Annotated in this window: 9 protein-coding genes and 1 pseudogene; 6 read left to right on the top strand and 4 right to left on the bottom strand. The window is 33.7% G+C overall.

The features are described 5' to 3' along the window. Positions 1-3 precede the first annotated feature (3 nt). From ACZDYH_RS27185 to ycaC, 3 genes are all read right to left on the bottom strand, one after another. On the bottom strand, positions 4-597 hold the full coding sequence (locus ACZDYH_RS27185; protein WP_016122792.1) for an antibiotic biosynthesis monooxygenase: 594 nt from the start codon (positions 595-597) through the stop codon (positions 4-6). Further along, positions 594-1,238: a hydrolase gene (locus ACZDYH_RS27180; RefSeq protein WP_000067162.1), complete on the bottom strand. Its 645-nt coding sequence runs from the start codon at positions 1,236-1,238 to the stop codon at positions 594-596. Before ACZDYH_RS27180 ends, ACZDYH_RS27185 begins: the two co-directional genes overlap by 4 nt. A 164-nt stretch (positions 1,239-1,402) precedes the next feature. After that, entirely contained in the window at positions 1,403-2,047 is a 645-nt protein-coding gene (ycaC, locus tag ACZDYH_RS27175; RefSeq protein ID WP_000131214.1) for an isochorismate family cysteine hydrolase YcaC, read from the bottom strand. A 502-nt stretch (positions 2,048-2,549) separates the two neighbouring features. On the opposite strand from ycaC, the gene ACZDYH_RS27170 reads away from it, so the two are divergent. The 5 genes and pseudogenes from ACZDYH_RS27170 to ACZDYH_RS27150 form a co-directional block, all read left to right on the top strand. Further along, a complete protein-coding gene (locus ACZDYH_RS27170; RefSeq protein ID WP_139848957.1) occupies positions 2,550-3,386 on the top strand; it encodes a bromoperoxidase in 837 nt (278 codons plus the stop codon). Positions 3,387-3,795: 409 nt separating this feature from the next. Then, positions 3,796-5,385, top strand: a complete 1,590-nt coding sequence (locus ACZDYH_RS27165) for a bifunctional metallophosphatase/5'-nucleotidase (protein WP_016122791.1) — start codon at positions 3,796-3,798, stop codon at positions 5,383-5,385. 520 nt (positions 5,386-5,905) lie between these two features. Next, positions 5,906-7,237, top strand: a complete 1,332-nt coding sequence (locus ACZDYH_RS27160) for an erythromycin esterase family protein (RefSeq protein ID WP_000726836.1) — start codon at positions 5,906-5,908, stop codon at positions 7,235-7,237. A 583-nt stretch (positions 7,238-7,820) separates the two neighbouring features. Continuing rightward, the gene (locus tag ACZDYH_RS27155) at positions 7,821-8,978 is read left to right on the top strand and encodes a serine hydrolase domain-containing protein (RefSeq protein WP_434712316.1); all 1,158 of its coding nucleotides are present in this window, start codon (positions 7,821-7,823) and stop codon (positions 8,976-8,978) included. 110 nt (positions 8,979-9,088) lie between these two features. After that, a pseudogene (locus ACZDYH_RS27150) lies at positions 9,089-9,187 on the top strand (cytochrome P450); the annotation flags it as partial. Between the two features lie 165 nt (positions 9,188-9,352). On the opposite strand, the gene ACZDYH_RS27145 reads toward ACZDYH_RS27150, so the two are convergent. After that, on the bottom strand, positions 9,353-10,504 hold the full coding sequence (locus tag ACZDYH_RS27145; protein ID WP_016122788.1) for an anion transporter: 1,152 nt from the start codon (positions 10,502-10,504) through the stop codon (positions 9,353-9,355). A gap of 960 nt (positions 10,505-11,464) precedes the next feature. Between ACZDYH_RS27145 and ACZDYH_RS27140 the strand changes: the two genes are divergently transcribed. Next, positions 11,465-12,889, top strand: coding sequence for an alanine/glycine:cation symporter family protein (locus ACZDYH_RS27140; RefSeq protein ID WP_000439283.1), 1,425 nt, complete (start codon positions 11,465-11,467; stop codon positions 12,887-12,889). Positions 12,890-12,896: the final 7 nt, after the last annotated feature.

The following is a 12,896-nucleotide window of genomic DNA, read 5'->3' as shown; positions in this document are numbered from 1 at the left end:
CGTCTACTTCCTATTATTTTGTAACCATGGATGAAATAATTTACCGAAAATCGGCATGACTACCCATGATAGCAAGGACACGATACATACAGAAACAAAAAAAGCTGACATAATAGGATTCATATGTTTTATAATAGGTCCTATCACTTTAGGAACTAACATGCTAAGAGGCCATACACCCAGAAGGGTAACGATAGACATTTTCCATTTTGGCGGTGGAACTGGCGTTTTCGGAGTAACAAACCAATAAGCCAAACTGCTTTCAGTTTTGTAAGTTGGATTAGCGGCTTGAAATTGCTCCGCCGTTTTTAACAAATCCCGGCGAACATCTGATTCTTGCCAAGTACGTAGATGCTCATACGTATCAAAGCGAAAAATAACAGTATACTCTCTGGATTCGTTACTTGGGACTATTAGATTTACACCTAAATGTCCTGGGAATTTAGTAGCCGCAGCCTCAATTTCATGTCTCCATGTTTCAAACTGTTTTTCTCTACCTTCTTGAATTTCCCATGTAACAATCGTTGTTACTGGATTGCCGGCATCCATCGTGTTCCCTGTATAAGTCTCTTCGACAGCTACTCCTTCTTGTTTCATATTTTCCTGCTTGGAAGCGCGCCATGCACCATAGTATATGCGTATTCTACACCTTGACCATAAGCACCAGTGTGTTCCTTTACAATCTCCATTACAGCATCATAAGTGTCTTTGTGTGCCCAGTCACGTTGGTATTCAAGTAAAACTTGAATTGCTGTCACTGGAATTGCACCAGCTTGTTCTACACGACGCATAGCAGCGTTATGTGCTGTCAAACTAGTACCACCTGAAGCATCATCAACTGCATATACCTCATAGCCAGCTTTAATTGCTTCAAGCACAGGGAATGCAAGGCAAACTTCAGTCCAAAGTGCTGCAAATATTAATTTCTTTCTACCGGTTGCTTTAACTGCCTCAACAAATTTCGGATCTTCCCAAGAGTTCATTGAACTACGTTCTATAATTTCATGGTTTGGGAATATATCAAGAATTTGTGGCCAAAAATAACCAGAAAAGCTGCGTGTTTCAACTGTAGTAAGAATAGTAGGTACGTTAAAAGTTTTTGCTGATTTAGCAAGTAGCATAACGTTATTAATCAATGTTTGTCTATCAATACTTGCAACTCCAAAAGTCATTTGAGGTTGAAAATCAATTAAAATTAAGGCACTGTTCTCCGGATTTAACAATTCTAAATTACTCATAATAAAACGCTCCTTTTTCAATTGTTTATTGAAAGTAATGTATCTTCTGTCAATTGAAGCTCTACTATACTTTTTAATTTAAATTTAGTGCTGATTTAATCAGCACTAAATTTATACTATCTACTTTAAAAAAGGTGATTTAAAGCTATTTACTTGAGATACATTTATGCATTTTGTTTACTAAGATCTCGCTGAGCTCCTCTATAGCTTCCAATTATATTTTGATAGCCTGGAAGATTGCTAGCAAGCAAATTGCCAAAACCTTCGACATCGTTGCGCCAATCGCGTTGTAATTCGCAAGCTACGCTAAACCAGTTCATAAGTTGCACGCCACTATGTGCCATACGTGTATTGGCAGCATCTGCAACTTGTTTACTGAAAGTTCCTGAAGCATCAGTAACAGCAAATACTTCATATCCAGCTTTTATAGCGGAAAGTGCAGGGAAAGCAACACAAACGTCCGTAACTACGCCCGCGATGATAAGTTGCTTTTTTCCAGTTTCTTCGATTGCTTTTACAAAATCATCATTATCCCATGCGTTAATTTGTCCAGGTCGAGCTATTTTTGGTGCATGAGGAAAGAGATCAACCAATTCTTGCATTAAAGGTCCGTTAGGCCCGTTTTCAAAACTTGTTGTTAAAATAACTGGTAAATCAAAAAACTTAGCAGTATGAGCAAGAGCTAAAACATTGTTCTTGAATTCATCAACACCATAGTCACGTACTAGTCCGGACATAAGACCAGTTTGATGATCTACTAAAAGCACGACAGCATCGTCTTTGTTAATACGAGAATAGAGATCAGTCATTATGTATTCCTCCTAAAAATTAAGTAATCGAAGAAAGTTTAAATAGTCGAATACTATCATAAGTTTCTTCGTTTATAACTAAGCTGACCAATAATATTGGTTATAGCAGCATTCATAGAACATGAAGTGCTATACAAATTTATAGTATTTGAAAACTGATTCGTTAATCAATTCTAAATTATCTATAATTCGTATAGGTCGTAACTATAGTTGTTTTCACTATAAAATAGATTGGTTTTACCTATACATCCTATAGATAGAACAATATTGATAGTCACCTATTTTTGTTATTACAATTGAATAGGAGTAATGTTCAGTAATTATTTTATGATGAAAAAGGTATTAGAGGGGGGATTGTTCCAAAAGGAGAAAATGAATGCATTGGAACAATAGAGTTTCATACTTAGAGTTCACAACATAAACGTGCATGAATAGGTTATGACATTCATCCAGATTATTGAAGAAAAGGATACATATTAGAATATTTTTTGGAGGTAGAAGCATGGCTAAAATTACTGTAGGAACCGAAAATCAAGCACCAATTGAGATATATTATGAGGATCATGGCACAGGAAAACCAGTTGTACTCATTCATGGTTGGCCGTTAAGTGGTCGATCTTGGGAATACCAAGTTCCCGCTCTTGTTGAGGCTGGATACAGAGTTATAACATATGATCGTCGAGGATTTGGACAATCATCTCAGCCGTGGGAAGGGTATGAATATGATACCTTTACTTCTGATTTACATCAACTATTAGAACATTTAGAGCTTCAAAATGTCACACTTGTTGGTTTTTCTATGGGTGGAGGCGAAGTAGCCCGGTATATTAGTACGTATGGAACAGATCGTATTGAAAAGGCTGTTTTTGCTGGAGCAGTACCTCCATATTTATACAAATCAGAGAATCATCCTGAAGGGGCATTAGATGATGCAACAATTGAAGCATTCAAAAGTGGTGTGATAAATGACCGCCTTGCATTTCTTGATGAATTTACTAAGGGATTTTTCGCGGCTGGTAATCGAACAGATTTAGTTAGTGAGCCATTCCGTTTATATAATTGGGATATTGCAGCCAGTGCATCACCTAAAGGAACACTTGATTGTATTACCGCCTTTAGTAAGACAGATTTTAGAAAAGACTTGGAGAAGTTTAATATACCTACTCTTATTATTCACGGTGATTCTGATGCAACTGTACCATATGAATATAGTGGGAAATTAACACATGAAGCAATTCCTAATTCTAAAGTGGCCTTAATAAAGGGTGGTCCACATGGGCTACATGCAACGCATGCTAAAGAATTTAATGAAGCACTCCTATTATTTTTAAATGACTGATTACAACTATATAATTGTTAATTGATAAATTATAAACAAGTAAAAAATAAAGCTTTATAAAAGATGCTCTTGGATAAATCCAGGAGCATCTTTTTAAATGGTGATATTGAGATGTTAGGTTGATAAATCTCCATTAATTTTGGATTGAATACTCTTCTTAACAGCTAAAATATATTGATTAGAGTTTTTTAGATTTCTTAGAAGTATTGTTATATTACTATCAAGATAATATTTTGAATAATCCTCAAAACAAAGAAATATACATTTTTCTGAGGAAGAAATATCTTATCAGAAAACAATAAAATCTTATTAATTTTTATAATTGGTAGAATTTTTGTGGAAATAATTCTCTTGATATATTAAAATAACATCGTATTATGTCAGATTTTAATTAGGGGAGAGAAATTTTATGTTGAAAAAAATCATTCCAGTTGCTTTAGCATTAAGTACAGTTACTTTTACTAGTGTATTTGCTGCGCCTTCAATCCAAGCAAGTACAGAACAAAACCGCTACATAGATGTACAAATGCTCGGTATTAACGATTTTCATGGGCAACTAGACACTGTAAAAAAAATTAACAATAAAGATGCAGGGGGAATTGAGTACTTAGGGGCTTATTTACGTGATCGTGAAAAACAAAATCCGAATACATTAAAGGTACATGCTGGCGATGTTGTTGGAGCAAGTACTCCTGTTTCAGCATTATTACAAGACGAACCTACGATTGAATTTCTAAATGATTTGAAATTCGATGTTGGAACGATAGGAAATCATGAATTTGATGAAGGTGTTGAAGAAATGAACCGCCTTATTTATGGTGGATACCATGAGAAAACAGGAAATTTTAAAGGAGCAAAATTCCCATATGTTGCTGCAAATTTCTATAATAAATCCACTGGTCGTTTATTTTTACCACCATTCACTATAAAAAAGGTACAAGGAGTTCCTGTTGGCTTTATCGGAGTCGTAACAACGGATGTTCCTAACCTTGTTATGCCTACTATGCTAAAGAATGTAGAAATTACAGATGAAGTTGAAGCTATTAACAAATCCGTAAAGCAATTAAAAAAACTAGGCGTTAAATCTATCGTTGTTCTTGCACATAACGGAGGTATAACAGATGGGAACGGCGTAACAAATGGTGATATCGTCCGATTAGCAAATGAGACTGATCCAGAAGTCGATGTTATTTTTGGTGGCCATAGCCACACCTATGTAAATGGAACTGTTAATAATAAACTTGTCGTACAAGCAAATTCATATGGTATGGCTTTTGCTGATGTTGATGTAAAGATTGATCGTAAAACACAAGATATTGTTGAGAAAAAAGCAGAAATTGTTACAACTTACCATGAAGGCATGGAGCCTGATAAAAAAATCAAGAAGAAGATGGAGAAATATCAAGCAAAAATCGCACCTCTTGTTAATGAAATTGTAGGTAAGTCTATTGCTCCACTAGATCGTAAACTCAATACGGCTGGTGAATCTACTCTCGGAAATTTAGTTGCTGATGCTCAGCGTGCAACAATGCAATCCCAAATTGCACTTATGAATCCTGGTGGTATTCGTAATGACTTAGATGCTGGTGATATTACATGGGGAGAGATATATGGTATTCAACCATTCGGAAATCAATTAATAAAAGTAAATTTAACAGGTCAAGACATTCGTGATATTTTAAATCAACAATGGCAAAAAGACATAACAAGAATGCTTCAAATTTCAGGGATCCAATACACTTGGGATGCGAACAAGCCTAATGGAGAAAAAGTAACAAGTATTCGCTTAACAAATGGAGAAGAAATTATTCCTTCTAAAACTTACAGCGTCGTTGCGAACGCATTTCTAGCTTCAGGTGGAGATGGATTTGTATCCTTTAAAAACGGTAAAGATGCTGAAACAGGACCAACTGATTTTGAAGCATTAGTAGATTATATAAAAAAATCAAAAGAACCAATTCAGTCTATTATTGATGGAAGAATTCAAAAGATAAATTAGTTTTTTATTAATCTCAAAAACAACTAGATTACCTGTGCGCTATACTCTTTAGTGTGCAGGTAATCTATTTTTTTGATTTGAAATAGTCTAACTGTGGCCAATGGGTATACCGTCTAGATGCAGAGTGCCGAAAAAATGAAGTGAACAAAAAATAACCCCTAAATTAACTCTATGATAAAGAGACTACAAACAATCAAAATTTGGAACTTCATATTAACCATATATTAACTACGTTAATAATACATACTGAAATTGAATACTTTAGATAACATCATCTATAACGAATATCTGCACATTATAATGTTATGCAATGAGGAATTTACAATACAATGAATTGAAGCTTATTTAGTTTTATATTCGTATAAGTGAATTAAGAATTTCTTAAGAACCTATTAAGAAATAAGTGAGTTTTAGGAACTAGAATAAATGTATCTTAACAGTAATAAGAAAATGAATGTTTTAAACGGAAATTGGCAGAGTATGTAAAAAAGCTATAAGTAAATATTTCAGGAGGTTTTTTATGAAAAAGAAAATAATTATTGCAATTGTTGCTTCTGCTATAACAATGACTCATTTTGTAGGAAATACTTATGCAGATTCGAAAACAGAGGTTTCTGTTACAGCTCCCTACAATACAAATCAAATAGCGAAATGGTTAGAAGCACATGCAAAGCCTTTAAAAACAACTAATCCAACTGCATCTCTTAATGATTTGAAACCACTTAAGAATATGGTAGGTTCAGCTTCAATTGTAGGTTTAGGTGAAGCTACGCATGGGGCTCATGAAGTTTTTACAATGAAACACCGCATTGTTAAGTATTTAGTATCTGAAAAGGGCTTTACCAATCTAGTTTTAGAAGAGGGATGGGACAGGGCCTTGGAACTTGATCGATATGTTCTTACTGGTAAGGGAAACCCAAGCCAACATCTAACACCTGTATTTAAGACGAAAGAAATGCTAGATTTACTTGATTGGATTCGGCAATATAATGCTAATCCAAAACATAAATCGAAAGTACGTGTCATCGGGATGGACATTCAATCAGTAAACGAAAATGTTTATAATAATATAATAGAATATATTAAAGCAAACAACTCAAAACTGTTGCCTAGAGTAGAAGAGAAGATAAAAGGGCTTATTCCTGTAACAAAGGATATGAATACTTTTGAAAGCCTTACGAAAGAAGAAAAAGAAAAGTATGTTTTAGATGCTAAACAAATTAGTGCTTTATTAGAGGAAAATAAAAGCTATTTAAATGGGAAATCTAAAGAGTTTGCATGGATAAAGCAAAATGCTCGTATTATTGAACAGTTTACTACAATGTTAGCGACACCTCCTGATAAACCAGCGGATTTTTATTTGAAACATGATATTGCAATGTATGAAAATGCGAAGTGGACTGAAGAACATTTAGGAAAAACCATTGTATGGGGACATAATGGACACGTTTCGAAAACAAATATGCTTTCTTTTATATACCCTAAAGTAGCAGGGCAGCATTTAGCAGAATATTACGGAAAACGGTACGTATCTATTGGAACGTCAGTTTATGAAGGACAATATAATGTCAAGAATAGCGATGGTGAATTTGGCCCCTATGGAACATTAAAATCGGATGATCCAAACAGTTATAACTACATTTTTGGACAGGTCAAAAAAGATCAATTTTTTATTGATTTACGTAAGGCGAATGGCGTGACAAAAACTTGGTTAAACGAACAACATCCAATTTTCGCTGGAATAACTACCGAAGGGCCTGATATACCAAAAACTGTTGATATATCATTAGGTAAAGCATTTGATATACTTGTTCAAATTCAAAAAGTGAGTCCATCTCAAGTACATCAATAAATTTAGAATCATGTGCCTTAATGACAAATTTCATAGTGTTTCATATAACACAATGAAATTTGTTCTATATAGCAAGAAGAATAATCGCATTAGAAAAAATTAGCAGTTTAACCTGTTAAGAGTAAAACGAATCTTCAATATGTAAAGCGCAAAAACACTGAAGCGAAAAGCATCGGTGTTTTTTGCGCTTTCGGGCACAGATGCTACTTCAATCCTATTGTAGAAGTGATTTTGTATGTAAGGAATTTGTAAGGAATAGGTAAGAAAAAAGAGATTTTCATTGTGTAGGATAAAAATATAAGGAGGCATGAAGGGGGGGCAAGTACGGCCTACATATAAAACAAATAATCAGTAACAAGAGTGTTTTAAGGAAAAGAAGTAATTTCTATGGTTAATATGCATATGGAAAAAGAGTGATTTAGAGATTGTTAGGACACAATGGTGTTTGTGAAAATAATGATTAGTACGATAATTGCAAATTCAGTGTTGACTTTTATCATTGGGAGAGTTGATAGCTGTGTGGTTAGTATATGACATAGCTATCAACAATCAATACAATTTAAATAGAAGAGAGGAATTCTTTATGAAAACAAGCAGTAAAATTACATGTGCAAGTCTAGCACTTTTAATAGGTGGAAGTTCCCTGTTATACATAACACCAACATCAATTGTAAAAGCAGAATCTACGCAAAATGTATCTAGTTCGTTACAAACAAGTACGAAAAGCGATCGTATTTCCGTTAAGAAAGCAATGCGAGATGAACTGCAACTTGGATACCCGGGAATACTCGCTCAAATTTCTAAGGGGGGTAAAACTTGGAGTTATAGTGCTGGGATAGCGGATTTGAAAACTAAGAAACCAATGAAAGCAGATTTTCGCTTTCGCATTGGCAGTGTGACGAAAACGTTCATTGCAACAGTTCTACTTCAATTATCTGGAGAGAACCGTTTGAATCTAGACGACTCCATTGAAAAATGGTTACCTGGTGTTATTCAAGGAAACGGATATGATGGTAACCAGATTACGATCCGGCAAATATTGAATCATACAAGTGGTATTGCTGACTATATAAATTCAAAAGACTTTGATATTACGGATATAAAAAAATCATATACGGCTGAAGAATTTGTAAAGATGGGGATTTCACTTCCCCCAGACTTTGCCCCAGGAAAGGGTTGGTCTTATTCAAACACAGGATACGTATTACTGGGGATCCTTATTGAAAAAGTAACTGGCAACAGTTATGCGGAAGAGGTTGAAAATCGGATTATTGAACCGCTTGATTTGTCAAATACATTTCTACCTGGTAATTCAAGCGTGATTCCAGGCACCAAGCATGCCCGTGGCTATTTGCAACTAGACGGAGCGAGTGAGCTAAAAGACGTTACTTATATTAACCCAGGTAGCTCGGATGGAGATATGATTTCTACTGCTGACGACTTAAACAAATTCTTCTCTTACTTACTAGGTGGCAAATTACTGAAGGAACAGCAGTTAAAACAAATGCTTACTACAGTTCCTACAAATAGAGAGGGAACCGGATATGGTCTTGGAATCCTTGAAATTAAGCTTCCGAACGGTGTCTCGGTATGGGGACACAGGGGGGGCGTTCCAGGGTTTTCCACTTTTGCTGGTGGAACACTTGGAGGTAAACATACACTCGCTATCAATTCGAACAGTTTAAACATTAATAACCCGGAAGTTTTTAAAAACATTTTACTTGCTGAATTTAGCAAGTAGGAAAAACGGATAAATTTTGTCATTTGTAATTTCCATCGGAATGGATTACCGCTTGAAAGAGTATAGAGGGATTAAGTATCTATAATTGTGTAGGAGCAGCATTTGCAAAATTAGAAATTGAAATAGATTCAACCATTAAAGATAATATTAGCAGGAAAAAATTGAGGGACATTAAGGATTTTGTGAAGAAGACTTCAAAAATGAACTGAAATCTAATAAACAACGTAAAAGCTAAAAGATTTTCGCTGTGAGAACATCTCAAAATATTAAATTGATGGTAACTTTGTTGTAGCTCTTTAAACATACCTATATTAAAACCCAAATATCTCAGCATTAAATTGAGAAATTTGGGTTTTTCTAAAGGAATCAATTTTTTAAAAAATTTTTAGAAATTTAAACATAAAGTATTGTATACATGTAAGTATGATTAAAAATGAAAAGTTGTAAATGCTAAATTTAATTAAATACGCCTTACTCTCTTTAACATTGGCCTGAATGAATAGTTTATAGGAGATTACACTGGCTAAAGATGCGATAATTGTTCCAAGCCCTCCAATATTTACTCCTAGTAATAAAGCTTTCCAATCAGAAGTAAAGTTTGATAGAAGAATTGAAGTAGGAAAATTGCTAATCAATTGACTCAAAAATATGGAACTAAAGAAGACTGAAGTATCTCCTTTTAAATTAGCGCGAGCAAATGTCTCCAGTGCATCCGAATGTGAAATGTTTCCGATGAAAATAAAAAAACAGACAAAGGTTATTAGAAGAAAGTAATCGATCTTAAATAGTAAGTTTCTATCTAACGTAAATGCTGCCACCAATGTAACTATTAGCGCAATGTAATAATTAATGACACCAAAAATAGATGCAATGATAGTGATAAGTATTAAAATCCAGACGGTAGCTTTTTTTCGATTTTTCACGGTAATAACAGGTAGTTCTATTTTCAAATCTGTTTTTTGAAGTTTTTGAGTACATATAAATAACAAACTAATTCCAAGTACAGCTAAAAGCAGGATTGAACCTAAAAATGGGATGAGCTTAATTCCATAGTAAGAATATAGGTATAAATTTTGTGGGTTTCCCATAGGCATCAAGCTACTACCGATGTTTGCCGCAATTGTTTGCAGGATGATTGTATCCATCATGTTCATTTGTGTTTTTTTACTAATGACAAGTGTTATTGGTACAAAAGTGAGGAGAGCGACATCATTTGTTACAAACATGGAGCAAATAAAGCATAACAAAATTAGAATAATAGATATTGACCTGCTGTTATTGCATTTATTTAAAATCGCAACAGCAAGTTTGTCTAATATCTTTAGCTGTTCCAAGGCCTTAATGGCCACCATTAGATTAAATAAGCTAATTAACACTTCAAAGTTAATATATTCGATCTTTGGCGAATGTATTAAGCAGCTTACAATTGCTAGTATCAGTGAAATGGTAAGCACTAAATCCTTTTTTAAAAATTCGAATTTCATAAGGAGTCTTTTTTTATTTTGAACGAATACTATTTCTTTCACAATACACCACCTGTAATCTATGTTAGTAAATATACGTTTTTTGGGATAACTCGATATTGCTAGAAAAGACGATGTCATAAGGTCCTAAATAAGAGTTTTGTAATGTTTCATCCTTTCAACAAAATCCTTTTTTCTTAGTGTCTTTCATGTTGTAAATATGTGCAATATAGACGAATCCAACTAGGGGGATTAATTGAGAAAACAAATGTTTTTTGTATGATACCATAAATAAATTAAATGCTTTATTTTTTTAATATTCTTATAATATTCTATTGATTCTTGATTTCAAATACTTTATATGAACTTCTAAAAGAGAAAAAGTATGCATGTTTTTATGAAGAAAATAGAGGCTTGTCAAAGGATAGGTAGAACAAAATCTGCGACGTTTGGATACTGTATAAAATTCACAAAATCTCACTGTTTTTTTAGATGAAAAATCTTAAAATATTTTTTTGTTTTTATAAAAATCTGTACTTTTTCGTAACATTCTGTACTTTTAATTATAAATTAAAGACAAGCTTCTCTTAGTTAAAGATTGAAAGCGCTTTATAGGTTTTTCGTGAAATTTTTACCTAGCCTATTTTTGAGATTAGTAGTAAGAAAGGAGATATTTCCATGTTCTTAAGAAAATTAACAAAAAACCAGTTAATCACTATTGATTATTATGATTTAAATATAAATCACCGGTAAACGAAACAAACATAATAGTACAACAACATTAGTGGATAAGAATATTAGTTTTGCAGAAGGGGATAGAGCATCGTGTGTATAAACGGAAAGTTTTTAGAAAATTCAGTTTTGAAGTTGCATGTTACGATGTTTGTTTAAACAGGCCAATTCTATTCATATAGAAAATTTTTATCCTTGTTGTATTTGAATATGAATGAGGTATTTATGCCAAGGAATATAGGTGATTTTATATAGATTATGATAGATAAATTTTTGGTATGGAGTGATAATATGGAAAGATTTTTTGTAGAGTTAGTCGGATCAACAAATGATTTTTTATGGTCTAAATTGTTAATTATTATGCTTGTTATTTGCGGAATTTATTTTACATTTAAATTGAATTTTGTACAGTTTCGAATGTTAAAAGAGATGGTCCGTGTATTAATGGAGGGGAAAAGTGGTTCTAAAGATCAAATCTCTCCTTTTCAAGCGTTTTGTATTGGTATGGCAGCCCGCGTTGGAACAGGGAATATCACAGGAATTGCGATTGCAATTGCATTAGGTGGTCCTGGAGCTGTATTTTGGATGTGGATTATTTCTATTATTAGCTCGGCCTCCAGTTTTGTCGAAAGCACATTAGCACAGATATATAAAGTAAAAGATAAAACTGGTTTCCGCGGTGGTCCATCCTATTATATGGAAAAAGGGTTGAATAAACGTTGGATGGGAGTATTATTCTCTATTTTAATCACAATTACTTTTGGTCTTGTATTCAATTCAGTACAATCAAATACAGTTACAATTGCTTTTCAAAACTCATTTGGTACAGATCGTCTAACAGTTGGGATAATCATGGCCATTGCTTTCGCTGCGATTATTTTTGGTGGTGTACAACGTATTGCAAAAATGGCTGAATACAAGGTGGTATTTTTAGCGGTATTATACATTGGAGTTGCATTATTTGTTGTAGTTACCAACATATCAAAAATGCCGGAAGTTCTTTCTCTTATTGTTCAAAACGCATTTGGTTTTAAACAAATAGCAGGCGGTTCAATTGGTGCAGCACTTATGAATGGAGTTAAACGTGGTTTATTTTCAAATGAAGCTGGTATGGGAAGTGCACCAAACGTTGCCGCAACAGCAACAACAAGTCATCCGGTGAAACAAGGACTGATTCAAGCATTTGGTGTATTAACGGATACACTGATCATATGTACTAGCACTGCCTTTATTATTTTGCTGTCTGATGCATATAAACAACCGGGGTTAAATGGTATTGCACTTACACAAGCAGCATTAAGTGAACACATAGGTCCTTGGGCATCGGGTTGTCTTGCTATCTTTGTTTTTTTATTTGGATTTGGTGCGTTAATTGGCAACTATTATTATGGTGAAACAAATATTCGCTTCTTACATACAAGTAAAGTGTGGTTAATGATATACAGAATAAGTGTGTTGGCTATGATTGTATTTGGTTCTGTTGCAAAGATTCAAATTGTATGGGATTTAGCGGACTTATTTATGGGCTTTATGGTTATTATTAATTTAATTGCTATTACCTTACTTTCAAAAGTAGCATTTGCGGCGTTACAAGATTATATAAACCAGAAAAAAGCTGGTAAAGATCCTATTTTTTATAAAGAAAACATTAAAGGGCTTGAAAATATTGAATGTTGGGATAGTTATGAGAAAACTTCAAAAAAGAAAAGTGTGTAATAAGAAG

The organism is Bacillus sp. EB V-12 (assembly GCF_056158125.1).
The sequence above is the reverse complement of the archived record's forward strand: the minus strand, read 5'-3'. Positions and strand labels throughout refer to the sequence as shown.

What these genes read in the sequence shown, in the direction of transcription:
- ACZDYH_RS27185 (WP_016122792.1), bottom strand. Translation starts at nt 597, where the DNA reads ATGAAACAAGAAGGAGTAGCTGTCGAAGAGACTTATACAGGGAACACG.
- ACZDYH_RS27170 (WP_139848957.1), top strand. Translation starts at nt 2,550, where the DNA reads ATGGCTAAAATTACTGTAGGAACCGAAAATCAAGCACCAATTGAGATA.
- ACZDYH_RS27180 (WP_000067162.1), bottom strand. Translation starts at nt 1,238, where the DNA reads ATGAGTAATTTAGAATTGTTAAATCCGGAGAACAGTGCCTTAATTTTA.
- ACZDYH_RS27140 (WP_000439283.1), top strand. Translation starts at nt 11,465, where the DNA reads ATGGAAAGATTTTTTGTAGAGTTAGTCGGATCAACAAATGATTTTTTA.
- ACZDYH_RS27160 (WP_000726836.1), top strand. Translation starts at nt 5,906, where the DNA reads ATGAAAAAGAAAATAATTATTGCAATTGTTGCTTCTGCTATAACAATG.
- ACZDYH_RS27165 (WP_016122791.1), top strand. Translation starts at nt 3,796, where the DNA reads ATGTTGAAAAAAATCATTCCAGTTGCTTTAGCATTAAGTACAGTTACT.
- ycaC (WP_000131214.1), bottom strand. Translation starts at nt 2,047, where the DNA reads ATGACTGATCTCTATTCTCGTATTAACAAAGACGATGCTGTCGTGCTT.
- ACZDYH_RS27155 (WP_434712316.1), top strand. Translation starts at nt 7,821, where the DNA reads ATGAAAACAAGCAGTAAAATTACATGTGCAAGTCTAGCACTTTTAATA.